The 23,761-nt window shown below is 63.1% G+C and carries 16 protein-coding genes and 2 tRNA genes; 8 read left to right on the forward strand and 10 right to left on the reverse strand.

What is annotated here, in order from left to right:
• The first annotated feature begins 88 nt into the window (after positions 1-88).
• A complete protein-coding gene (locus AC6I1W_RS10830) occupies positions 89-4,978 on the forward strand; it encodes an endo-alpha-N-acetylgalactosaminidase family protein (RefSeq protein ID WP_493536869.1) in 4,890 nt (1,629 codons plus the stop codon).
• 129 nt (positions 4,979-5,107) lie between these two features.
• Here AC6I1W_RS10830 and AC6I1W_RS10835 read toward each other — a convergent pair whose 3' ends face one another.
• Positions 5,108-8,383: a S41 family peptidase gene (locus AC6I1W_RS10835; protein ID WP_270236728.1), complete on the reverse strand. Its 3,276-nt coding sequence runs from the start codon at positions 8,381-8,383 to the stop codon at positions 5,108-5,110.
• A gap of 49 nt (positions 8,384-8,432) precedes the next feature.
• On the opposite strand from AC6I1W_RS10835, the gene AC6I1W_RS10840 reads away from it, so the two are divergent.
• Positions 8,433-8,816: a hypothetical protein gene (locus AC6I1W_RS10840; RefSeq protein ID WP_004808763.1), complete on the forward strand. Its 384-nt coding sequence runs from the start codon at positions 8,433-8,435 to the stop codon at positions 8,814-8,816.
• Positions 8,817-8,818: 2 nt separating this feature from the next.
• Here the strand turns inward: AC6I1W_RS10840 and clpX are convergent, their stop codons facing one another.
• The 5 genes from clpX to tig form a co-directional block, all read right to left on the reverse strand.
• Positions 8,819-10,111, reverse strand: coding sequence for an ATP-dependent Clp protease ATP-binding subunit ClpX (gene clpX, locus AC6I1W_RS10845; RefSeq protein ID WP_270236730.1), 1,293 nt, complete (start codon positions 10,109-10,111; stop codon positions 8,819-8,821).
• Between the two features lie 203 nt (positions 10,112-10,314).
• On the reverse strand, positions 10,315-11,004 hold the full coding sequence (locus tag AC6I1W_RS10850; protein ID WP_016665810.1) for an ATP-dependent Clp protease proteolytic subunit: 690 nt from the start codon (positions 11,002-11,004) through the stop codon (positions 10,315-10,317).
• Positions 11,005-11,011: 7 nt separating this feature from the next.
• Complete coding sequence (locus AC6I1W_RS10855) at positions 11,012-11,617, reverse strand: ClpP family protease (protein ID WP_002516946.1); 606 nt, start codon at positions 11,615-11,617, stop codon at positions 11,012-11,014.
• 81 nt (positions 11,618-11,698) lie between these two features.
• Entirely contained in the window at positions 11,699-12,955 is a 1,257-nt protein-coding gene (locus tag AC6I1W_RS10860; protein WP_270236760.1) for an AI-2E family transporter, read from the reverse strand.
• A gap of 191 nt (positions 12,956-13,146) precedes the next feature.
• Positions 13,147-14,760, reverse strand: coding sequence for a trigger factor (gene tig, locus AC6I1W_RS10865; RefSeq protein ID WP_270236732.1), 1,614 nt, complete (start codon positions 14,758-14,760; stop codon positions 13,147-13,149).
• Between the two features lie 243 nt (positions 14,761-15,003).
• On the opposite strand from tig, the gene AC6I1W_RS10870 reads away from it, so the two are divergent.
• Positions 15,004-16,251 (forward strand): peptidase T, encoded by a 1,248-nt coding sequence (locus AC6I1W_RS10870; protein ID WP_270236734.1) that lies wholly within the window; start codon positions 15,004-15,006, stop codon positions 16,249-16,251.
• A 556-nt stretch (positions 16,252-16,807) separates the two neighbouring features.
• Here AC6I1W_RS10870 and AC6I1W_RS10875 read toward each other — a convergent pair.
• The gene (locus AC6I1W_RS10875; RefSeq protein WP_270236735.1) at positions 16,808-17,482 is read right to left on the reverse strand and encodes a metalloregulator ArsR/SmtB family transcription factor; all 675 of its coding nucleotides are present in this window, start codon (positions 17,480-17,482) and stop codon (positions 16,808-16,810) included.
• Between the two features lie 164 nt (positions 17,483-17,646).
• Between AC6I1W_RS10875 and arsD the strand changes: the two genes are divergently transcribed.
• Both arsD and arsA read left to right on the forward strand, forming a co-directional pair.
• A complete protein-coding gene (gene arsD, locus AC6I1W_RS10880; protein WP_016665816.1) occupies positions 17,647-18,048 on the forward strand; it encodes an arsenite efflux transporter metallochaperone ArsD in 402 nt (133 codons plus the stop codon).
• Positions 18,039-19,811, forward strand: a complete 1,773-nt coding sequence (gene arsA, locus AC6I1W_RS10885) for an arsenical pump-driving ATPase (RefSeq protein ID WP_065673425.1) — start codon at positions 18,039-18,041, stop codon at positions 19,809-19,811. The genes arsD and arsA overlap by 10 nt, the downstream gene beginning before the upstream one ends.
• A gap of 457 nt (positions 19,812-20,268) precedes the next feature.
• Here the strand turns inward: arsA and AC6I1W_RS10890 are convergent.
• Positions 20,269-20,339 (reverse strand) — tRNA-Gly (locus AC6I1W_RS10890).
• Between the two features lie 159 nt (positions 20,340-20,498).
• Between AC6I1W_RS10890 and AC6I1W_RS10895 the strand changes: the two genes are divergently transcribed.
• The 3 genes from AC6I1W_RS10895 to AC6I1W_RS10905 all read left to right on the forward strand — a co-directional run bounded on the left by AC6I1W_RS10895 (position 20,499) and on the right by AC6I1W_RS10905 (position 22,570).
• Positions 20,499-20,942 (forward strand): DUF2871 domain-containing protein, encoded by a 444-nt coding sequence (locus AC6I1W_RS10895; protein WP_069102668.1) that lies wholly within the window; start codon positions 20,499-20,501, stop codon positions 20,940-20,942.
• Positions 20,943-21,908: 966 nt separating this feature from the next.
• Positions 21,909-22,127, forward strand: coding sequence for a hypothetical protein (locus tag AC6I1W_RS10900; protein ID WP_270236736.1), 219 nt, complete (start codon positions 21,909-21,911; stop codon positions 22,125-22,127).
• Positions 22,124-22,570, forward strand: a complete 447-nt coding sequence (locus AC6I1W_RS10905) for a hypothetical protein (RefSeq protein ID WP_270236737.1) — start codon at positions 22,124-22,126, stop codon at positions 22,568-22,570. The genes AC6I1W_RS10900 and AC6I1W_RS10905 overlap by 4 nt, the downstream gene beginning before the upstream one ends.
• A 58-nt stretch (positions 22,571-22,628) precedes the next feature.
• Here the strand turns inward: AC6I1W_RS10905 and AC6I1W_RS10910 are convergent.
• Together AC6I1W_RS10910 and AC6I1W_RS10915 are read right to left on the reverse strand one after the other, a co-directional pair.
• Positions 22,629-22,701: transfer RNA gene (locus AC6I1W_RS10910), tRNA-Pro, on the reverse strand.
• A 91-nt stretch (positions 22,702-22,792) separates the two neighbouring features.
• Positions 22,793-23,734: an alpha/beta fold hydrolase gene (locus AC6I1W_RS10915; RefSeq protein ID WP_270236738.1), complete on the reverse strand. Its 942-nt coding sequence runs from the start codon at positions 23,732-23,734 to the stop codon at positions 22,793-22,795.
• Positions 23,735-23,761 lie beyond the last annotated feature (27 nt).

Here is a 23,761-nt window from a genome sequence, read left to right on the forward strand (position 1 = left end):
CTCTGCGCACGTGTTGTACACGTGTTCATAGACTGTCCTCGGACGACTCGCATCGATGCGCTCGTCGCCACCAGAGGGAAGGACACTGATGTCACAGTCACGACGAAGGAGAGCGCTGGGCGCCGGCGTGGTCTCGGTGGGCATGGTCGCCGCCGTCGCCATCACGACGGCTCCGGCCATGGGTGCGCCTCAGTACACGCGGATCGACCAGTCGTCAATGACCGCTGTCGCGGCCGACTCGGTCGAGAACAGCGGTGAGGGCGTCAACGGCCCGATCGGACTCGTGCTCGACGGGGACGACTCGACGTACTGGCACACCCAGTGGAAGGACACAGTGGCCCCGACGCCGCACTGGTTCGTCATCAAACTCGCCGACAAGGCGGTCGACCTGGCCAGGGTCGACCTCACGCCGCGACAATCGTCGAACGGGTCGGGGCGCGTCCACGAGTACAAGCTGTTCGCCGTCAACACCCCGCAGTGCACCAAGGACTCCTTCGGCACCGCCTCCCCAGTGACCTCCGGCCAGTTCGACGGCCTCGTCGCCAACAAGGCCCAGGTGCGGTCGATCGTCCTCGACAACCCGGTCAAGGCGACCTGCGCCAAGGTGCAGTACGACTCATCCTGGGGCGGAGCGAGCGGCTCGGCGGACACGTCCCCCACCGAACAGGTCGCCTCCCTCGCCGAGTTCAACGCCTTCACCGCCTCGACCTCCTCGGCGACGCCGACCACCCCCGCGGCGTCGCTCACCCCCCAGGTGCCCAAGGGGACACTGTCGATCGGTGACGGCACCCTGTCGGTGCGTCTACGACCCGACTTCCCCCAGGTCATCGACTACGCCCTGGCCGGTCGGACCCTCGTCGGCCGATACGGCGGCGCGCTGTCGTCCATGACCATCGACGGAAAGGTTCAGAAGGTCAAGGTCAGCGCACCCACTGTCTCGGCCGACAAGCACTCGGCGAGTTATCCGGTCACCGTACCGGGACTGCGCGGCGTCCACCTCACAGCGGTCGTCTCAGTCGCCGAGGACACCCTCACGTACAAGCTCACCGACATCGTCGACCCCGGCAAGCTCGTGCATCGCATCGCCATCCCCGGTCTCGACCTCGTGAGCCTCACCGGCGCCGACGCGAAGTCCCGGATCCTCGCCGCCGGAATCTCGGTGAGCCGCGACACCTCCGGTGACAAAGTCATCGACGTGGCGAAGGCGAGCCCCGGAACCGGCAGCGCGTGGATGGTCACGGCCAACAGCTCCGCCTTGGCAGCAGGCTTCGAGACCAACGCCATCGGCGACAACACCGTGCCTCACGGTGGTGGCACGACCGCACGCTTCGTCCACACCGTCAAGGATGTCTCCGGTACGACGGTGGCCTCCGTCTCCCCCGCCCAGTGGACCTACCGCTCGGGTGCGGTGACGACCCATGACGACGGGTCCGGGATCGGCCCCGACGACGACCCCACCATCCAGGTCCGGCTCACCGCCGACGCCAATGCCGACGGCACCGTCGACTGGCAGGACGGCGCCATCGCCACCCGGCACATCCTCGCGCCGATCGTCGGGGCCGCCGATGTGCCGAACGACGTCATCGCGCACATTCCGTTCAACATCGTCTCCCAGGCGACCCACCCGTTCCTGCGAACCCTCGACGACGTCAAGCGGATCTCCCTGGCCACCGACGGGCTCGGCCAGCAGGTCCTGCTCAAGGGCTACCAGGCCGAGGGGCACGACTCGGCCCAGGGCGACTACGCCGGCCATTACAACGGCAAGGCCGGCGGCCTCACCGACCTGCGCACCCTGGTGAACCAGGGCAAGTCGTGGAACGCCACCTTCGGCATCCACGTCAACGCCACCGAGTCGTACTCCGAGGCCAAGGCCTTCGGGCCCGACCTGCTGCAGATGCCCCCGCAGAAAGCCTGGGGCTGGATGAACCAGGCGTACTACATGAACAGCCCCAAGGACCTGGCCACCGGTGCCGTCCTCCAGCGGCTCACGCAATTGCGCAAGGACTTCCCGGCCGACAGCAACCTCAACTGGCTGTACTGGGACGTCTACTACCCGCGCGGCTGGCAGGGTGACCGGTTCGCGGCCGAGGTGGCCAAGCAGGGGTGGCGTCAGGGCTCCGAGTGGGCCGACGCCATGCCCCGCTCGAGCACCTGGTCGCACTGGGCCAATGACGAGAACTACGGCGGGTCCAACAACAAGGGCCTCAACTCCCAGCTCATCCGGTTCGTCGAGAACTCCTACCGTGACACGTGGAATCCCGACCCCATGCTCGGCAACACCAACGTCGTCGAGTTCGAGGGCTGGACGGGCCACAACGACTACAACGCCTTCATCGCCAATGTTTGGCAGCGCAACCTGCCGACGAAGTTCATGCAGCGCTCGCCCATCGTGGGCTGGTCCAACCACGAGGTGAAGCTGGCTGACGGCACCGTCGCCACCTCGCCGCTGGATTCCATCGACGGGCGGACCATACCCACCGACCGCACGATCACGACTGACGGGGCGGTCGTCTACCACGACGGCACCTATCTGCTGCCGTGGAAGGACGGCGGCTCGAACCGGCTGTACTACTGGAACCCGTCGGGCAAGGCCGCCACCTGGCAGCTGACGAAGGCCTGGGCCTCGCAGTCCAGCCTCACGCTGTTCAAGCTCACCGACACCGGCCGGGTCAAGGTCGCCGACCTGCCCGTCTCGGACGGCAAGGTCACCCTACCGGCCACCGAGGCGGACACGGCGTACGTCCTGTACCCGACCTCGGCCATCCCGGAAGCCGCCACCCCGAACTGGGGAGCCGGCAGTCACATCGCCGATCCCGGGTTCTTCTCGGGAACGACGAAGGCCTACCGGACGAGCGGGTCGGTCCACGTGACGAAGTCTGACCGGGGCAACTTCCAGGCTGAGCTCGGCACCGGGGCGTCCTCTCTGTCCCAACAGCTCACGTTGCCTGCCGGGACGTACAGCGCCTGGGCGTGGGTACAGGTCCAGCCGGGTGCCACACGTCACGTCGAGGTGTCGGTGTCCGGGTCTGGTATCGCTCCTGCCGGTCACCAGGGCGGGCGCAAGGGTGAGGCGGTGACGTCGATCGGCGCCTCAACGGCGCCCAACGCGACCGCCTCCGACGAGAAGGTCGGCACGTACTTCCAGCGGGTGCCGGTACGCTTCTCCACGAACGGGGCGCCCGCGACCCTCACGGTGCGTGCGGGCGAGGGCTCGGCGATCGTCTCTGTCGACGACCTGCGCGTCGTCCCCACCACGATTCCCAAGGATCCGGCACCAGCTGCCTCGACCGTCGTCTACGAGGACTTCGAGCACATCGACGACGGCTACGGGCCGTTCGTCACGGGGTCGGCGAATGCGAGCGGCGACGCTCGCACCCAGCTCGCCGAAAGACACGCCCCGTACTCGCAGTCGGGTTGGTACGGTCTCGTCGACGATTCGGCACGCACGGCCACGCAGGGCCAGAAGTACCTCGACAACGTCCTGGACGGCCACTGGTCGCTCATGGCACACCAGGAGAATGGCGGACTCATCCTGCGCACCACCCAGAGCCTCGTCCCACTGGCCAAGGGCCACACCTATCGGGTGAGCTTCGACTACCAGACCGCCTACGACGACGACTACTCGCTGGTCGTCGGACACGACTCGGCCACCGGCGGGGCGTGGAAGGCGACCACCGACCGTACCGTGCCGATCACCCGGGCTCGCGGCGCCGGGTGGCACTCGGGGAGGACCACCGGCTCGGGGACGAAGGTCTTCAGCACCGAGTTCACCGCCGGTGACAACGCCTTCCTCGGGGTCGTCAAGCAGGGCAGCAAGGTGCAGGGTGACCTGGTCATCGACCGGTTCCGGGTCGATGACCTCGGTGCGAAGCCGGTCCTCTCGGTCTCCTCGAAGGCGGTGACGTCGTCCGATCCGACGATGCGCGAGCTCACTGTCACCGGATCGCTGGCCCTGTCGCAGGGCTCCGCGACCGACGTGCGTCTGGCCCTCACTGGCCCGCGGGGATGGACGGTGACGCCTGTGACCACGGCAGCCTCGAACGTCTCGACCGGGCATGACGCCGTCGCATCGTGGACGGTCAAGGTGCCGCGGAATGCGGACCCCGGCAATCTCGTGGTCAAGGCGACATGGACCCTGGCTGGCAAGGCCGGGAAAAGCACCGAGTCAATCCCGATCGACCCTGAGCACTTCCCGCTCGTGGACCCGATCGGTGGGTCGGACCTCACGCTCGTCGAGGCGAGCTCGGAGCAGACCGGGGACGCCGAGCCGGCACCGAACGGCCCGGCGGCAGCCGCCATCGACGGCGATCCGTCGACCTACTGGCACACCCAGTGGGACCCGACCGTCGACAGCTACCCGCACTCCATCGTCATCCGGCCGACCGCCTCGCTCACCACGGGGACGACCTGTCAGATCAACGCGCTGGAATACACGGCGCGGCAGAACGCCGCCAATGGCCGGGCCAAGGGGTATCAGGTGTTCGCCTCCCGCGACGCCAAGACGTGGGGCGACCCGGTGGCCTCGGGTGACTTCGCCGACGTGACGACGCCGCAGGTGGTCGAGTTCACCAAGCCGATGCCCGGTCCGTTCGTCAAGCTCGTGGAGACCTCCTCGCAGAACGGGGCGCAGTTCGGCGGAGCCGGGGGGATTCGGCTCTCGGCGAGCTGCTCGGGGCCGGTGGCCCCGACCGTGACACCCGTGCCCACCGTGACCCCGACTCCGACAGTGGCACCCACGACGGCTCCGACGTCGGCCACGCCGAGTGACTCGGCATCACCCAGCCACCCGGGAACGTGGGATCGCCCCGAGGCCACGAGACACCCGGGCGAGTCCGGTCGTCCGAAGGTGCCGCAGCACCCCGCCGGCAGGCCGGACACGCTGCCGCACACGGGTGCCTCCGGTGACCACGCCAGCCTGCCCCTGGCTGCGGTGGTCCTGCTGACTTCGGTCGCAGTGGTGCATTTGCCCCGACGCTAAGACGCACCGAGCGAGGTGAGCCGACGGGCGGTGTCTTCGGGCCTCGCCCGTCGGTCTTCTCATTGGCGCTTGACGTGATTCGTCCGCAGGCTCCTACGACCCCGACGTCGGAAGGATCCCGTGAGCGCGTCAGTCCTGCCGCGGCTGACCGAAGACCGGGGCCGGGAACGCAGGCGCCGTGGCGGCAGGATGCTCCCCCAGCTCGGACAGGCAGACGTCGATGGCGGCGTCGAGCTGGATGTCGCGGTCGGACTCCCAATCCTCCGGCGAGACGACGGCCTCGATGTCAGGGTCAACGCCGTGGTTCTCCACGCCCCACCCGTAGTCGCCGTACCACCCGGCGTACCGCGGCTGGGTCACCGAGGTGCCGTCGACGAGGTCGAATCGTCCATCGATCCCGACGACACCTCCCCAGGAGCGTTCCCCGACGACGGTGGCGTACCCCATGGCCTGGGTGACGGCCGAGACGATGTCGCCGTCGGAGCCCGCCCACTGGTTGGTGACCATGACGATCGGTCCGCGCACCGCGTTCTGCGGATAAGTGGTAGGACTCTCGCACCAACGGCTGAAGTCCCATCCGACGACCTTGCGAGCCAGCCTCTCGACGACCAGCTGGGAGGTGTGGCCACCGTGGTTGAACCTCACGTCGGCGATGACGCCCTCATGGCTGGTCGCCTCGTTGATCTGACGGTGCAGCTCGGCCCAGCCGTCGGACACCATGTCCGGCACGTGCAGGTAACCGAGCCGTCCGCCCGAGTGTTCCTCGACATAGCGGCGACGAGACGCCACCCAGTCGTGGTAGCGCAGCGGGGCCTCGTCGGCCATCGGCACGACGGCGACCTGCCGCTGGTCCTCGCCCCGGCACACCGTCAGCTCGACGACCCGTCCGGCGGATCCCTCCAGGAGCTCGCCAAGGGTGCCGTCGACGCCAACCTTGCGGCCATCCACCGCGACGACGACGTCACCGTCGGCCACTGCGACCCCAGCCGCCCGCAACGGGGACCAGGCGCGCGGGTCCGAGGACTCACCGGGAACGACGCGGACGACCTTGGCCCCATCGCCTTCGCTGCTGACGTCAGCGCCCAGCAGACCCGCACGCATGTCGGGATCACCGGAAGCCCCCGCTGCAGAGACGTAGGAGTGCGAGGTGTTGAGCTCCGCGACGGTCTCCCACAGGATGTCGTGGAGGTCGTCGACGACATGGCACAGATCAACGAGCGGACGGTACCGATTCAGCACGCCGTCCCAGTCGACGCCGTTCATGTCCTCACGCCAGTAGTGGCTGGCCATCAGGCGGCCATTCTCGTCGAACATCTGACGCCATTCGGCACGCGGATCAATGGTTCGACGCAGCCGCGACAGATCGACGCGAATGCACGCCGGGTCGTCGTCGTCCACCTTGTGGGAGGAGGGAACGACGATGACGTCATCCTTGTAACGCACCACCAGACGCTCCCCGTCACCGGAGACCGAGTAGGAGTCGACGTGCTCGCAGAGCTTGTCGAGATGACGGTTGACGAGGTTGTAGTGCCACAACACGTCGCTGGGGACTTCCCCGCTGACACCGGCACGAGTAGCTCCGAGTTCGCCACCACGATCGGCAATCTCGATCCAGACCAGGCCATCCTTGACCGTTGCCAGTCCGCGATAGGAGCCCGAGGGCACCGGGAAGGGCACCATCCTCTCCTCGAAGCCATCAGCGGTGAGGTTGCAGACGACCTCGGGAGTCTTGTCGCCGTCATTGCCAGCCTCAGCGGTGGCCTTGGCCTTGGCGTCCTGGACCTCGCTGATCTGCCATCCCTGGGAGGACGGACCGAAGGGGGACACCTCGGTGGCGCTCAGCGGAACCAACCACGGACGCTGCGTGTGTCCGAAGGACAGGTCGAAGGTCTGGCCGTCGTAGTTCGGGTCAAAGGTGCGGGCCGACAGCATGACGAGGTACTTGCCGTCGGCGGTGAAGACCGGGCATGAGTCGTCGAAGGCACCGCGAGTGAGGGCGAAGGACTCCCCCATCCCCTGTTCGTCCCAGCAACGAATCTGACCGATCATGGCCTCTCCGGAGGCAACCGGTGAACGCCACACCAGATAGCGCGAGTCCGGGGACCACACCAGACCGCTGGCCTCACCCTCCGGGGAATTCGCAATCTGGCGGACGGCGCCGTCGGCCATGGTGACGATGAGGATGCGACCGTCATGGCTGACGAGGGCGACCTTCGTACCATCGGGGGCTGGTGCCATGTGCAGTACACGACCGATCTGTCCCTGCGCCACGCGATGGACATCGCCGGTGCCGTCGAGATTGGCGATCTCGAGGCAGTCCTCTCCCTCGACGTCGCTGGCCCACACCCCCTGACCAGTCTGGCCAAGAACGCGCGGTTCACGGATCCTGACCCCGTCTGCTGCCGAAAGGGCTCGAGCCGGGCCGGAGCGGTGGGTGAGGAAGTAGGCAGCTCCCCGCCACTCCAGCAGGGATCCGTCGCCGCCGTGGTCGGAGACGACGGCCTCCAGACGGTCGGTGGGGTCCAGTGGAACACGCTGGGGTGCTCCGACACCAAGATCGATCTCGAGACGCTGAGGCTCGGCGTCGAGGCCAGTCATTGCCCAGAGCGCACCGTGAGCGTGGTAGACGATCGTCCTTCCATCAGTACGAGGGTCGCGAACGTAACCCTGATCCTCGCCGTGATGGGTGTGCTGACGCAGGTCATGGCCCTGACCGTCAACCGACCAGAGCTGGGCCTGGGCGCGCGGGCAGTCGTCTTCACTCATGTCGGAACTGAAGAGGAGTCGACCGTCGACCCAGCCAACGCCGTAACGTCCCGCGGCGGCGTATCGACCGTCGTGGTCGTCGTTGCCGTCCCGCAGCACGCGCAGGAAACTGCCCACCCCAGCAGGACGCAGCCAGATCTGGGCGGCCGTGCCACCCCTATAGCGCTTCCAGCGCGAGCAGTCTCCAGAGTTCGGGGTGACGACGGCGACAGCACCGTCCGCGTTCACGGCCAGGTCCATTCCTGGCCCGTATCCAAGACGCTCGACGTGGCCGTCCAGGGAGACCGTGTACAGCCAGGACAGACCGACGTCATTGGTCTGATGCGGAGACGAGAACACCACGTGCTCGTCGTCCTGCCATCCCACCACGAGGTTGCGAGCAGCTCCCAGCCAGGTCAGCCGGCGCTGGTCGCCCGTGGCCAGGTCGATGACGAAGACTTCGGGTCGCTGACCCAGGTAAGAGGTCCATGCAATCTTCGTGCCGTTCGGACTGAAACGAGGATTACGGACCATGACGTGATCGCTGGTGAGCCGACTTGCCCGTCCTCCAAGGACGGGGACCAACCACAAGTCGTTGTCAGCAGTGAAAACCACGAGGTCACCGTGGACATCGGGGTATCGCAGATATCCGGTTGCCATAGGCGTCAGGGTACCGTCTTGTCAGGAGAGCAACAGGAGGAGTAACCCCATGGCAGGTACGCGAAAGTCCGCGAAGTCGAAGCTCGTCAAGACGGCCATAGCCGCCGGAACACCGCTGGCCAAGGATCTGTGGGATTCCATCAACACGGACGGCCGTGCCGAGGCATGGGCGAAATCAGGCTACGACAAGGCCCGTAAGTCGGCGACCTCGAAGACAGCGCTGGGACGGGTTCAGCTCACCGTGGATCGCGTGCTGGAGTATGCCGACCGCTCGCCCAGCTCCAAGGCCCAGGAATGGCGCGACGAGGCCAACGACATCGCATCCCGCATTCCGCTGGTCAAGGTGCAACGCGGCAAGGAACGCCGCAAGTCCGTCTCGAACCTGCAGAAACGGGCTGACAAGCTGCTTGCCGAAGTTCTCGACGAGCACTGAGGTCAGGCCGACAACCGTCCTCGCCCGTGCGCCAAGCTCGGTGAGGACAGGTACTGGCACTTCCCCTCCCCCTCGATGGCTTCGCGGGTCACGACAACACGGGCGACGTCATCACGGGAGGGTACGTCGAACATGACGTCCATGAGGGTCTCCTCGATGATGGCTCGCAGACCGCGAGCACCGGTCCCCCGGGCCACGGCCTTGTCGGCTATGGCTTCTAGGGCTCTGTCAGTGAAGGTCAACTCGACGCCATCGAGTTCGAAGAGCTTCTCGAACTGACGGGTCAGGGCGTTGCGCGGTTCAGTGAGGATACGCACCAAGGCGTGGCGATCCAGCGGATGAACGGCCGTGACCATGGGCAGACGACCGATGAACTCCGGGATGAGCCCGAACTCGTGAAGGTCCTCCGGGCGGGCCAGGCTCAAGGCCGCCGGTCCTTCGATGGCGTCGCGAACTCCTGGATCGTTGTTGAACCCGAGCGGACGAGTACCGATCCGCTTCGTGATGATGTCTTCCAGACCAGCGAAGGCGCCGCCCACGATGAAGAGGATGTTGGTGGTGTCGATCTGGATGAAGTCCTGCTGGGGATGCTTGCGTCCGCCCTGGGGCGGCACCGAGGCGACCGTCCCCTCGAGGATCTTCAGCAGAGCCTGCTGGACTCCCTCACCAGAGACGTCACGAGTGATCGACGGATTCTCCGACTTGCGAGCCACCTTGTCGATCTCGTCGATGTAGATGATTCCCCGCTCGGCACGCTTGACGTCGAAGTCAGCGGCCTGGAGCAGTTTGAGCAGGATGTTCTCGACGTCCTCACCGACGTAGCCGGCCTCGGTCAGAGCCGTGGCATCAGCCATCGCGAAGGGAACGTTGAGCTGACGAGCCATCGTCTGGGCGAGATAGGTCTTGCCGCAACCCGTCGGCCCGAGCATGAGGATATTCGACTTGCCGAGCTCCACCCCATCGTCCTCGGCGCGGCGGGCGTGCGGCACGTCGACCTCGGACTGAATTCGCTTGTAATGGTTGTAGACAGCCACCGAGAGGGTGCGCTTGGCCTCCTCCTGCCCAATCACCCACGCATCAAGGAACTCACACAGTTCACGAGGACGGGGCAACTCGTCGAGGCCACCGACCTCTTCAGAGGAGGAGAACTCCTCCTCGATGATCTCGTTGCACAGATCGATGCACTCATCACAGATGTAGACCCCGGGGCCAGCGATGAGCTTCTTGACCTGCTTCTGGCTCTTTCCGCAGAAGGAACACTTGAAGAGGTCCCCGCTCTCACCAATCCGCGCCATCCGGCTCTCCTCCTTGTCGGCAGGCCAACATCGTCACGTCCCTCCGGGCGTTCGTTCCCCGAGGTGTGCGCCGTCCACCATAGCCGTGGACGGTATCTACCCCGTCGTTGTCGCCTCCCGTGTTGGGTGACGACAAGGAACCCTGCAGTGGCCCTCGAGACTCGAGGGCCACCACACGCCGGACGAGAACTAGTCCGGCGACCTCACAGAGAGGTGAGGACGTCGTCGATCAGGCCGTACTCCTTGGCGCCCTGGGCGGTCAGGTACTTATCGCGGTCGATGTCCTTGGACACCTGCTCGACGCTCTGACCGGTCGCATCAGCCAACATGCCCTCCATGAGCTTGCGGATGCGCTGAATCTCGTCGTCCAGGATCTCGATGTCGGTGGCCTGGCCATAGGTGGCCTGACCCATCGCCGGCTGATGGATGAGAATGGTCGAGTTCGGCAGGGACAGACGCTGCCCCTTCGCCCCCGCAGCCAGCAACACGGCCGCAGCCGAGGCTGCCATGCCCAGACAGATCGTCTGAACATCGGGACGCACGTAATTCATGGTGTCGTAGATCGCCGTCATCGCGGTGAAGGAGCCACCGGGCGAGTTGATGTACATGCTGATCTGGCGATCGGCATCCATCGACTGCAGGCACAGCAGCTGAGCCATCACGGCATTGGCGATGTCGTCGGTCACCGGGGTGCCGAGGAAGATGATGCGATCCTCGAACAGCTTGGTGTACGGGTCGACACGACGCACGCCGTAGGAGGTGCGCTCCTCCCACTGCGGGATGTAGTAGTCGTTGCGCGGACTTGCCGGGGCCAGCCCACCAGGAGCAGCCTGCTCGGCCTGCTCGGCGTTCAAGGCGGCCAGCCGACTCCTGTCAAAGGCGTTGAATCCCATGGTCACCTCACTGATTGGGGGCGTCGCCGCGGAGCTGCGACGCGTTGCTGTAGACGTGGTCGATGAGCCCGTACTCAAGAGCCTCCTGAGCGGTGAACCAATGGTCACGGTCGGAGTCCTCGAGGATCTGCTCCAAGGTGTGGCCGGAGTGGTCGGCATTGAGCTGGGAGAGCTCCCGCTTGGTGTCCTTGAGCATCTTGGCGTTGATGGCGATCTCCGTGGCGGTACCGCCGACGCCACCCAAAGGCTGATGCATGAGGATCTTGGCATGCGGCAGGGCGTACCTCTTGCCGGGGGTACCGGCAGTCAGCAGGAACTGGCCCATTGAGGCAGCCATACCCATCGTCACCGTGGCGACATCGTTGGAGATCCACTGCATGGTGTCGTAGATCGCCATTCCGCCGGTGACCGAGCCACCCGGGGAGTTGATGTACAGGTAGATGTCAGCCTCGGGATCCTCGGCGTTGAGCAGCAACATCTGGGCGCACAGCGCGTTGGCATTCTCGTCCTTGACCTCGGACCCGAGGAAGACGATGCGGTTGCGCAGCAACGACTGGTAGACGTTGTCGGTCATCCCGGCACCGCCGGTCTCGGGGCCGGCCATGGCGGGCATGCCCTGGGAAGTGATCGAAGTGTTGTGGTTCACGATTCTGAACCTACCTTGTGGGAACGACAGTTCCAGGGGCTTTCGCCTTCAGCGGTCCTCGACGAGGTCGGCATGCTCCTCATCCGGGTTATCCTCAAGGCCCTCAGTAGGTCGGGAGGAGATGAGAGCATTGGCCCACCGGGCGCCCGGGTCGTGGTCGATGAGGGTCGCCTTGACGAGCAGCGAACACGGTAGAGCGATGAGGGTTCCCAGCGCACCGAAGACCCAGCCCCACAACAACAGGGAGACAAAGGACATCGTCGGAGTCAGGCCGACGGCGTCACCCGCGAACTTCGGCTGAATGATGGACTGGATGACGAAGTTGAGCACGGAATAAGCGATGATCACAGCAAGTGCCGCAACCCAACCGTCGCCGAAGAGAGCCAGCAGGGCCGGCGGGATGACACCGATGATGAAGCCGATGTTCGGGATGTAGTTCGTCAGGAAGCTGAACAACGCCCACACCCCGGCAAGAGGGACACCAATAATGAGCAGGGCCGCCCAGTCGAAGAGCGCAACGATGAGACCGAACACCGTCGTGACGAGCCAGTACTTGCGAATACCGCTGGCAAAGGACTCGAGGGCGATGACGACGTCGGGTTTCCGCTTACCAGCCAGACGAAGACGATCGTGCATCTGCGGGGTGTCCATGACCATGAAGATCATGCCCGTCAGGATGACGACGATCATCGTCACCACACTCGTGGTGTCCGAGGCCAAGGATGTCACGACCGACATCACCTGCTGAGGATCAATCTCCTTGAGTTTCTCGGTGATGACCTCTTGGGAGTAGCCGAGCTGCGTCGACCAGTTCAACAGCTGGGTGTAGGTCTTCTCCATCTGCGGGATGTAGCTCTGCAGCTGGTTGATCATGGCCGCGACCGACCACACCATTCCAGCCATTCCCGCTGCCAACACGATGACGACGACGGTGCCGGCTGATGTGGCGGAAATCCACCTCGGGCACTTGTGCTTTACGAGCCAGGTGTGGATCGGGTATGCCGTGATGAGCAGGTTCAGGGCGAAGAACAGCGGCGCAATGACGCTGGAGAGTTCGTGGAGGAAGCTCAGCCCGAGCCACGCTGCGGCCAGGGTGAGAAGGACGATCGTAACCTTGGGCAAGCCGTGCTTGCTGGACGCAGCCTTGGCCTTCTCCTCGTCCTTGGGCTGAGGCTGAAGACCGGACTCAGCAGCCATCTTGGCACTCGTCGCGCCATGAGTCGGGCGCTCCTCGAGCGTTGCTTCGTCGGTCTCGACCTCGCCGCGCTCGACAGCGCGGGCCACCGCGATGTCGTCGGCCACCATCTGGCGCACATTGCGCAACTGACGGGTGGCGGGAGTAACGGAGATCCGGCGTCGAGGCCGTGGGGTGCGTGAGGGGCGTTTGCTCATCGGACTTCCTCAGGTTGACATGAAGCCGGCGCCGCGCGGAAAACCCGCACGACGCCGGTCATCAACGGATCATGTCGATCCTAGGGGACTGCCGTCCCGGATCGTCACTCAGACTTGTCCTCCTTGGCAGCCGACTTGGTCGACTTGGCCGCAGTCGACTTCTTGGCGGCCGGCTTCTTGGCAGCAGGCTTCTCGTCAGCCTTGTCCTTATCGGCGGCCTTCTTGGAGGTCGTCTTCTTGGCAGCGGGCTTCTTGGCCGGAGCCTTCTTCGCAGCGGGCTTCTTGGCAGTGGGCTTCTTCTCGGCCTTGGCCTCCTCGGCGGAAGCCTCAGTCTTGCCTTCGACCTCCTCGTCGGAGTTCTCGGTCTCCGCCGGCTTGTCGGCAATGGTGCCGTCGGGCTGGATGCGGTCGAGCTCGAGGGCCTCACCCTTCGAATCCTTGACGGTGGCAGTACCGACCATCGAGGCCAGAGCCTTGCCACGACGGATCTCCTGCATCCAGTCTGGCAGGTGGTTGTGCTGCATCATGTGCTGGGCCTCCTCCTCAGGGGAGGTTCCGTTCTGCTGAGCCTTGCGGAAGAGCAGTTCGGTCAGCTCATTCTGCTCGACGCCGATCTCGTCGTCGTCAGCCATCTTGTCGAGGACGACCTGAGCCTTGAGGGCGTCGAGGGAGCGCTTCTCGATCTCAGCCCAGAAGTCGTCGGCGTTGTCGGCCTCCTCCTCGGACTCCTCGAGGTACTCCTCGACCGTCATGCCAGCCTGGGTCAGCTGCTGGCTGACCTGCTGACGACGGGCCTCAAGCTCGGCGTCGACGAGGGCGGTCGGCAGCTCGATGTCAATCTTGGAGATAACTTCCTCGAGGACCTTGTCACGAGCGTCGGCAGCCTGGTCCAGACGGGCCATGTTCTCGAGGGCGGTGCGCAGGTCGGCACGCATCTCGTCGACGGTGTCGAACTGGCTGACGAGCTGGGCGAAGTCGTCGTCAACGGCCGGGAGCTCCTGTTCGCAGACCTTGGTGACGGTGACCTTGATGTCGGCCTCCTGGCCGCGCAGCGGGCCACCGACGAGAGTGGAGTGGAAGTCGGCGGACTCGCCGGCCTTCAGACCGGTGACCGCCTCGTCGAGTCCCTCGAGCATGCCCTCAGAGCCCACCTTGTAAGTGACGCCGGAAGCGGTGGCGTCCTCCAGGGCCTCACCGTCGCGGGTCCCAGCCAGGTCGATGGTAACGAGGTCATCCTTGGCGGCAGCGCGCTCGACTTCAGTGTTGGTGGCGAAACGCTGGCGCAGGGTCTCGACGCGCTCGTCGACGTCCTCGTCAGGCACCTCGACAGCGGGCACCTCGACGGAGATGGCGGAGAGATCAGGCAGGTCGAACTCAGGACGGACGTCCACCTCTGCGGTGAACTCGACGACCTCACCGTCCTCCAGCTTGGTCACCTCGATCTCGGGCTGACCAAGGGGAACGACCTTATTCTCCTCGACGGCCTTGCCGTAAGCGGCGGGCAGCGCGTCGTTGATGGCCTCCTGAAGGACGACGCCACGGCCGAAACGCTGGTCGATGACCGGAGCCGGCACCTTTCCCTTACGGAAGCCGGGGACGTTCACCTGGTCGGCAATGTCCTTGTAGGCCTTGTCAAGGCTGGGCTTCAGTTCATCGAAGGGCATCTCGATCGTGAGCTTCACACGGTTGGTGCTGAGCTTCTCAAGGGTGCTGGGCACGAAGTTTCTCCTGTGGTTCCGATTCTGTCGTCCCCGTTTCAGGGAACACACATTCCATCCGATTCTAGCGATGTGGTGGCATGCGAGCCAATGAGACGCCTTCGAAGTGATCTGATGGTCCGCTACCCGCGTTTTTCCAGTGTCACCACGCCCATGCCGACTATTCCCCTCGGCCGCACGCAGATTCTGGAATGATCCCGATGATGATTCGTCCGTGCATTCGCCCATGAGAGGAAGCCCGCCGTGAGCACTACATCCATCGAGCTCCAGGACGCTCTCGCCACTCGTTTCCTACGCTACAGCGCAATATCCAGTCAGAGTGACGCCTCCGCCACCGTTGTTCCCTCCTCGCAGGGGCAGTGGGAATTTGCGCAGTTGCTGGCCACGGAACTCGAGGAAGCCGGCGTCGAGAACATTCATCTCAGCGACACCTGCGTGCTGACGGCACGGATCCCATCGACCCTGCCTGATGGCACGAAGGCGCCGACAATCGGCTTTTGCACCCACCTTGACACCGCTGACTCAGGCCTCAGCCCAGACGTCTACGCCCGGATCATCGAACACCCCGGTGGGGACATCCACCTGGGTGGTGACCAGTGGATCCGCCGTGAGGAACACCCAGAGATCGACGCCTACGTGGGCCAACGCATCCTGGTGACCGACGGAACCAGCGTGCTGGGGGCCGACGACAAGGCTGGCGTGGCGTCGGTGATGGAGGCTGTCGTCACATTGATGGCCGATTCGCGGCCTCATCCGGAGGTGTACCTCTCCTTCGTACCCGATGAGGAGATCGGACTGCGCGGAGTACGGACGATGGACCTCGAGCGATTCCCGGTCGACTGGGCGTACACCCTGGACTGCTGCGAGCTCGGTGAGGTGGTCGAGGCCACCTTCAACGCCGCCTACGCGACGGTGGTGATCGAGGGAGTTGCAGCCCATCCGATGAGCGCATTTGGCGTTCTGGTCAATCCGATCCTCGTTGCCCACGACCTCATCGGGAGGTTCGACCCGGCCCAGACTCCGGAGTGCACCAAGGACCGCGAGGGCTACATCTGGGTCGATGCCATCCACGGCGACCAGTCGGCGACGACAGTTGATCTGAACATCCGTGACCACGACCGTGCCCGTTTCGAGGAGCGCAAGGACGAGATTCGACATGTCGTCGAGCAAGTGCGCGCAGCTCATCCTCGGGCGCGGATCGACGTCACCTTCGAGGACATCTATGCCAATCTCGAAGACTCCAAGACCCCCGACAACGCGATCGCTGCCCAACGATTGCTCGACGCCATGTCGGCCGTGGGAGTCGAGCCCATCCACCGGTCAATGCGTGGTGGGACCGACGGCTCCTGGCTGTCCACCCAAGGCATCTTCACCCCGAATTTCTTCACCGGCGCCCACAATTTCCATTCCCGATGCGAATTCCTGCCGCTGCCGAGTCTGGAACGCAGCCATCAGGTCGTCATGGAGCTGATGCGGGGAGCCTCGTGCTGATAAAAGAAATTCGCCCCGTGCCAGACGGCTCGGGGCGATCAGCGACCAAAGGTGGTCACGATGGATACAAAGTTCGGGATGGGTGCGGTTGGCGCCCCGGTGGGTGCGTATCTAGCCGTGCTGGGTGCACAGTTCGAGCCCGTGGGTGCACGTCGTCCGGAAGACAGGGAAACTATATGACGGGAGCGCGTTGGGTGAAGGATCCTGTTGAGTCAGTGTGTTGCTCCGTTGTTGAACCTGATGGCGATAGCGTCGTCGGGGTGAATGGTGGCCTGGTCGACGAGGACTTGTGAGGCTTCGGGTGTGCGGGCAATTGCGGGGTGCTGAGTGTGGCGGCAAGGCCTATAGCTTTTGCTGCTATTAGGCGACGCAATGCAGGGAACAGAACTGTTAATGAAGGAGTGTCGACGCGACATTGGGGCTCCGCCAGGAGCTTTTCACTGGCTCAATGCAGCTGTTGCTAGAGCTCCGGAAGCTGCGCGAGAGCAATAAACACGGCCCCGGCGACCTTCCTAGTTGCACCAAGACTCTTTGCAACCAGAGAGGCTCATGGGGATTACCCTTGGGAGACTGTGTCAAGCAGTTCCTGGACGCGTGTTCTGATCTGGTCAATGATGCCCCGGACTTCTTCGAGTGAACGGTCGCTGGAGTCGTCGATCTTCCAATCCTGATAATGGACGCCTGGGAAGAAGGGACAGGCTTCGCCACACCCCATGGTGACGACCCAGTCAGACGTTTTCACCTGTGCGGGGTCTAGTGGTTTGGGTTGAGAATCGGGTTGGAGGCCAATCTCGGCGAGAGCCTCAACGACGACGGGATGAACTGCATCAGCAGGCTCGGATCCTGCCGACAGAATCGTCACACCTTCTGGCGCAAGCTGCTTAGCTAACGCTGCGGCAATCTGGGAACGCCCAGCATTTTGCCGGCAGGCGAACAAGATTGTGGTTTCTGAGGTTGTGTCACTGACATTCATGGCGACTCCTGACTCAAGGTTTTCAAGAAGATTGTGATCAAAGCTTGGATGGAGCGTGAAGTACGCCCATTTCCCTCGCTTCTGTCTTTCGAGAACCCCTGCTTTGACCAGCTTGCCTAAATGATGGGAGATCGTCGACTGGCTTATGCCGAAGGCTTCAGGGAAGTTGCATGCACACACTGGGGACGGTGCCGCCTGCTTGACCATCAAAGCTAGCTGCAGCCGGGTGATATCACCCAATGCCTTGAACTGCTCCACCCGAGCTTCAAGCGACGTTGACGGCGAGGTCACCTCGCCCACAGGGCAAGCGCACATGTAACTATCGTTCACCCTTCCATCATGCCACATGTTGATAGATTTCGATATGTAGGTGTAGTATGTGTCGTATCGACACTCATCGATATGACATGTGGAGGTAGGAGATGACCAAGATCGAGATCTTTGATCCGACGATGTGCTGTTCGTCGGGCGTATGCGGAGAGGACGTTAATCAGGAAGTCGTTGATGCGGCGGCGGCTGTGAGTGCCGCGCGGAAGGAAGGACTGGACGTGGTGCGGCACAATTTGGCCAGTGCTCCGTTGGACTTTGCGTCCACTCCGGTTGTGCGTGAGTTGCTTGAGTCTGAAGGGGCGGATTCTCTTCCCGTGGTGGTGATTGACGGCGAGATCGTCCTTAAGGGCGTGTATCCCACCCTGACACAATTGCGTGCGTGGGCGCGTCGGGATTCTGTAGGCACCTCCGATTCTCAAGTTGCACGTGACGGCCGATCGGAGCTTCCAGTGGCAGGCTCGTCGTGTTGTGGAGGTGCTTCGGGATGCTGTTGAGCCAGTGGCCGCCAACAACAAAGTTTCTGATGTTCACTGGCAAGGGTGGGGTCGGTAAGACGACGGTGTCATGCGCTACTGCCCTTTCGCTTGCTGCACAAGGGCGCAAAGTCTTGCTGGTGTCGACGGATCCGGCATCAAATGTTGCACAGGTTTTCGGGCAACCTATCGGATCTGAAATTACTGCGCTAGGCGACGTTGTTGCCAGGGACACGGGGATGGAGGTCGAGCTCGATGCGATCGAGATTGACCCGAACATGGAGGCAGAAAAGTATCGCGAGTCGATTCTTGCGCCAGTTCGTCATCTCCTGCCGCCCGAAGTGTTGCGCGAGTCCGAGGAGACGCTCTCTGGCTCATGCACGGTGGAGGTCGCCTCATTCAACAGGTTTGTTGATTTCCTCGATTCCCCGAACATTGTCGATGCTTACGATCACATTGTTTTCGACACCGCACCCACAGGCCACACGTTGCGGCTGCTCGCACTGCCGGGTGACTGGTCGTCTTTCATTGAGAAGGGAACTGGTGATGCTTCCTGCCTTGGTCCGTTGTCGGGACTCGATAAGCATCGCCAGACCTACGACGATGCGGTCAATACACTGAAGGACCCTGCTCTGACCACTTTGGTGCTTGTGGCACGTGCTCAAGATTCCACTCTCCAGGAGGCTGAGCGTGCAGCCAGCGAGCTCTCGGAACTCGGGGTTAATCCGCAGGCGCTGGTTGTCAACGCACTCTTGCCCGAAGCAGGCAATGACCCGCTCCACCGTAGGCTTATGCTCGGCGAGCGGAGTGTCCTAAATGGACTCGCAACTACCCATCCAGTGCTCAGTGGATTGGCATGCTTCACGATTCCCATGAACCCTGAACCCGTCATGGGAATCAAGGGACTGACCACTGTTGCCCCGCAGTCCCACGAGAGCGTGGCCGGCCTTGAGGAACTGCCCTCCGCCGAAGTTGTCGACGTTAACGAGGCGGTGCAATCTGCCCTGTCTCAGGCAACAGAAAAGATCGTAGGAGGCGGCCCCAAAGTCGTTCTGGCTATGGGTAAAGGTGGAGTAGGTAAGACGACCGTCGCGCAGGCTCTTGCCATCTCTGTCGCTCGCAAGGGGTTGCCTGTGCTTCTGGCGACCACTGACCCGGCCTCGCACCTGGATGTGACTCTTCCGCAGAAATATCCAGGTCTCGATGTGGTCAGCATCGATCCTCACAAGGTTGTGGAAGAGTACCGTCGAGAAGTGCTCAACACAAAGGGTGCGACACTGGATTCTGATGGCCGAGCACAGCTTGTCGAGGACCTTGCCAGCCCATGCACGGAAGAAGTTGCTGTCTTCAGAGCGTTCTCTGCTGTCCTAGAAGAAGCCGACCACCGCTGGGTCATCATCGATACAGCTCCCACCGGACACACCCTGCTGCTTTTGGACGCTACGGGTTCCTATCACCGAGAGCTCCTGCGCCAATCCGGGGCAGATGAAGGGAGTAATGGCACCCTGACCGCTCTAATGCGTCTGAGAGATCAGAGCCGGACATTCCCAATCCTGGTAACGCTTCCCGAGTCAACTCCGATCTTGGAAGCCAAGGAACTCGCTGATGACCTCGCCCGTGCTGGCATTACGCCACGAGCCTGGGTCATCAACCAGTACCTACCAATGAACCAGTCACAGTCAACATTTCTCAAACAACGAGCCACAGCGCAGCGCAACACTGTGGAGCGTTATCTGGCCACAGACCAGATGCGCACCCCTGTCTGGGAAATCCCGGTGGTATAGCCGCATCAGAGCAAAGGTGGGGTGTCCAGGGCAATTCAACTCCTGGACACCCCACCTTGATCGTTCTAAAGGCGTTAAACAAAATCTGCATTGAACACTACGCCAATTTATACAAGATGAGACCGACTATCCCACGACTGTGGCACATTCTGTATCAAGGTCGAAAAACACGAGCGCCCCGATGATTGCGCTTTCCCACGCTACATACGGCATCGGTGCATGGCTTCGGAAAACATATTGACGTTAGCCCCATACTTTTTGACGCTTCGCGCCTCAACCTGCTGAGCAAGCCCCCGAGAGGACTCTCCGAGGGCCTAATCAGCCGTCTCCAGGAGTCCATCAAGGGGCATCAGGATCAGTCGCCACAGATCAAAAACCGCTCCAGAACACGGAAAACGCCACCCCGTACACCGTCCAGTCAGGCCAGGATTCTTTGTATCCAGAGTGATGTTCTAGGAGCGGATGACGGGAATCGAACCCGCGTAGCCAGTTTGGAAGACTGGGGCTCTACCATTGAGCTACATCCGCATGTCCCCAACGGGACCCCAACAGTATACATGGATTGACCGTTGACGTCACATCCGTCGTGGCACGGTACGTCGGAACGTCCTGAACCCGTCCGCTCGTCACCCAGATATCAACCTTTCGGACCATGTCCACAGCCGATTCCCATGATGTGATGGCCTCATGACACCGTTGAAGAAGCTTGCAACCTGCGCGGCGACCTGGTTAGTCATTGGCCTGGTCGGCGGAGTGTTCTACCGCGAGTTCACCAAGGCCCACGATTTCACCGGCTGGACCCAGCTCAAGGTGGTGCACACCCACAGTCTGGCGCTGGGCTTCATGCTGACCCTCATCGCGCTCCTCTTAGAGCAGGCATTCACTCTGTCGCAGCACCGCGGTGCCTTCGCCACGTATTTTTGGGGATTCAACCTCGGTCTCCTGCTGACCATCGCGATGCTCGTGGTGCACGGCATCATGCAAGTTAACGGACATACCGACGTCTCCCCTGCCATCTCCGGCATCGCCGGCCTCGGGCACATTGGCCTTTCTGTCGGCCTCGTCGGGCTCATGGTGGCCCTGTTCAAATCGATTTCAGCTACCAACCGTCAGGTCGATCAGCAGGCCTGATCTCTCCACGTCTCCACGGCGACGGCGCATTCCTCGGGGTGCGCCGTTTGTCGTGGAGCCGGTCGTGAACCGTTCTGTCGGGTCTTCCACGCGCCAGCCTCTCGGGGCAGCCCGGCAACATGGGTCCGCCAACAGCACGTAGACCAGTGAGTCGCATCAATGTTGTCCCGCGGTTCGGAACCGTGCTGTTCCTTCAGCCTCGGCACAACTGCAGCCAGCATGGTATGTACGGGGGTCCACATGGATTCCCTGTCATACAACCTTCAGCGTCAGCGTTGCGACAGCCCGAACTGTTCCGTACCGAGCCCATCAAGACATTCACTCAGTCGAGCGGATCTCCCCTTGTCACAGCGACCGTCGAGAAATCAGCAGAGCCGTTCACCGTTCTCTGGATAGGGCCATACCCACTGCACAAAACGTTGTGACAAGGGTGAACAGAGTCGGGGCGACAGGACTCGAACCTGCCTTGGATGCTGAAGCCACGAAGCCGACACCACAGGGAATTGCGCCGCTGTCTAGCGTAGCCAGACAGCATTTTGGGACAGTGTCTAGGGTGTGCAGGTGTGAGCAAACGTGAGCAACTTTCTGGCGTGCTTGTCGCACGCATCGCATGCCTGAAGGCCCGCCCATGTCACCGTCCCGCCGATCCTTCGGCTACCTGCGCAAGCTGTCGGCGGGCAGCATCCAGACCAGCGCGATTGTCAGCGTGCGTCGTGCGCTCGGCGAGCTGGACGCCCACGGCACTGCCCCGCTGTGCATCGTGATGAACGGCGCCGACTGGAAGGCCATCGAGCTGGGCAGGCTGACCACGGGCCAGTTCATGCTCGGTGCGGCTACCTCGTGCGCCCCGCTGGACGCCGTGAAACGCCAGCTGTTCGGCGTGCCGGGCCCTGTCCACCGTCGCCAAGCCCGGCCAGGCCGTCGTCATGCCCGCGGACGGTCGCCAGATTGTGCCATCCTGTCGGCATGGATACTCAACGCACCTACAAGTTCGAGCACGGGAACAGCTTTAACCTGGAGACCGCGGAGGAACTGATCCGCTCCCATCGGTACAAGTTTCGCAAGAACGCGACTCTGGGCACGATCCGGTTGGACGTCATCGCCCCCGAGGACGCGGACCTGAAGACACTGGACGGCCCCCTGACGGATCTGGGCGGCACGCTTCTCACTCGGGATGAGCAGTGAGCACAAACCTACTTCCCCCCACTTGGGGCAACCAAGACCTGCCGACGCTCATCGCGGCCGTGCGGCTCACTGACGAGGAAGGCCGCGCCGAGGCGTCCCGAGTGGCCCAAGAGTCTGGCTTGGACTTGCCCACCACACACCGGGCCCTGCGCCGCCTGAACCACCAATTCTTGGTCGTTGACTTTGTGAACGCATGGGGCGGCGAAGTGTTGCGGGCCGCGGTCACCGACGTACTGCCCCAGGGACGCGTTACCTCCGGGCAGTGGCCGGATTCAGAAAGACTGGCCGCGGAAGTGGTCGCGCAGTTGCAGCAGATGGCCGAGCAATCGGGCGAGAAGAAGAGCAAGACCAAGAACTTCCTCCGCGGCGCCGGCTCCGAGTTCTCCACCATGCTGGGCGCCGCCGTCGGCTCTGCCCTGAAGGCGCAGGGACTCGGCTTCTAGCTGTCGCACGAACCAAACAAACCCCTAGCCAACCATAAGTTGACTAGGGGTTTTGTCGTCGGGGCGACAGGACTCGAACCTGCGGTCTCCTGCTCCCAAAGCAGGCGCGCTAGCCACTACGCTACGCCCCGTCTCATCACGTCTATCGCAACGAGAACATCGACAGCTTAGTGGAACACCCCGTCACTCGGCCAATGAGACACCTCTCCAACGCCAATTCCGTCACTTCGACACCGATCGGATGGCGTCGGCGATGACTTCAGGGCGATCCAACATCATGAGGTGATGGGAGTTCTCAACGACGACCAACTTCGCGCCGAGCATCGGAGCCAGACGCTCGTGAAACTCCAGCTCCTGTTCCTGACCCGAATACACCGCTGACAGCAGCACCGTGGGCAGTCCCGGCCATGGATGGTCTGAACGAACGGCCATGAGGTCCCATGCCTGCCGGTCGTAGCCAATCCACTCAGCTACCGCCATCGCCATGGCGTCAGGACTTCCGTAAACCCGGTACAGCCGATGCTCGTGGAATTGGTGCCACACCAACTTCCCGGACCTCATCGTCTGTGCCGCCACGCCAACGGCAAAAGCGGCGCGGCCCAACGAGCCCGCTACCGAATCCATCACTTTGTGGACGGCCTTGGGCAGCGCAATGCTGTGTTCGCGCGGAGGATGAGTCGGCCATTCCACCGACGGGTCCACGAGAACGATTCCGGCGACGACGTCAGGATGGATACGGGTGAAGGCCTCGGCGTGGAAAGCCGCCATGGAGTGGGCGACGAGAATGACCTTCCGTGGTTCCTTGGTGTCCCAATGCCCTTGAATGACCCCGACCAAGTCCCTCAGGCTGGCGACCTCTTCGTCGAGGTCCGGATAGTGTCCGGACCAGACCGTTCCGCCGAGCCCTGGTCTGTCATAGCTGACGACGTCGAGATTCTGCAGACGGTCCACGACCGGTGTCCAGAAGTCGCTCGACGCCGCGGCGCCAGCCATGAGGAGGATAACCGGGTCGTCGACGTTGTGATCGGGCCCTTCACCATCGTCGTAGACGACACGAATTGGCCGTCCGCCCAGCTCCCGAACCGACGTCAAGGCGTCGTGGGCAGAGTCAAGAGCCTTGTGACCGCACCCGTCGGAACAGCTGGCGTCAGTATTCTCACTCATGACAATCCCCTGTCTCACACCACACTT

Source organism: Cutibacterium sp. KB22876 (assembly GCF_059728865.1).

Coding starts and splice junctions, on each gene's coding strand:
- AC6I1W_RS10830 (WP_493536869.1), top strand. CDS start 89: ATGTCACAGTCACGACGAAGGAGAGCGCTGGGCGCCGGCGTGGTCTCG.
- AC6I1W_RS10835 (WP_270236728.1), bottom strand. CDS start 8,383: ATGGCAACCGGATATCTGCGATACCCCGATGTCCACGGTGACCTCGTG.
- AC6I1W_RS10840 (WP_004808763.1), top strand. CDS start 8,433: ATGGCAGGTACGCGAAAGTCCGCGAAGTCGAAGCTCGTCAAGACGGCC.
- clpX (WP_270236730.1), bottom strand. CDS start 10,111: ATGGCGCGGATTGGTGAGAGCGGGGACCTCTTCAAGTGTTCCTTCTGC.
- AC6I1W_RS10850 (WP_016665810.1), bottom strand. CDS start 11,004: ATGGGATTCAACGCCTTTGACAGGAGTCGGCTGGCCGCCTTGAACGCC.
- AC6I1W_RS10855 (WP_002516946.1), bottom strand. CDS start 11,617: ATGCCCGCCATGGCCGGCCCCGAGACCGGCGGTGCCGGGATGACCGAC.
- AC6I1W_RS10860 (WP_270236760.1), bottom strand. CDS start 12,955: ATGGTGGCCGACGACATCGCGGTGGCCCGCGCTGTCGAGCGCGGCGAG.
- arsD (WP_016665816.1), top strand. CDS start 17,647: ATGACCAAGATCGAGATCTTTGATCCGACGATGTGCTGTTCGTCGGGC.
- arsA (WP_065673425.1), top strand. CDS start 18,039: ATGCTGTTGAGCCAGTGGCCGCCAACAACAAAGTTTCTGATGTTCACT.
- AC6I1W_RS10895 (WP_069102668.1), top strand. CDS start 20,499: ATGACACCGTTGAAGAAGCTTGCAACCTGCGCGGCGACCTGGTTAGTC.
- AC6I1W_RS10900 (WP_270236736.1), top strand. CDS start 21,909: ATGGATACTCAACGCACCTACAAGTTCGAGCACGGGAACAGCTTTAAC.
- AC6I1W_RS10915 (WP_270236738.1), bottom strand. CDS start 23,734: ATGAGTGAGAATACTGACGCCAGCTGTTCCGACGGGTGCGGTCACAAG.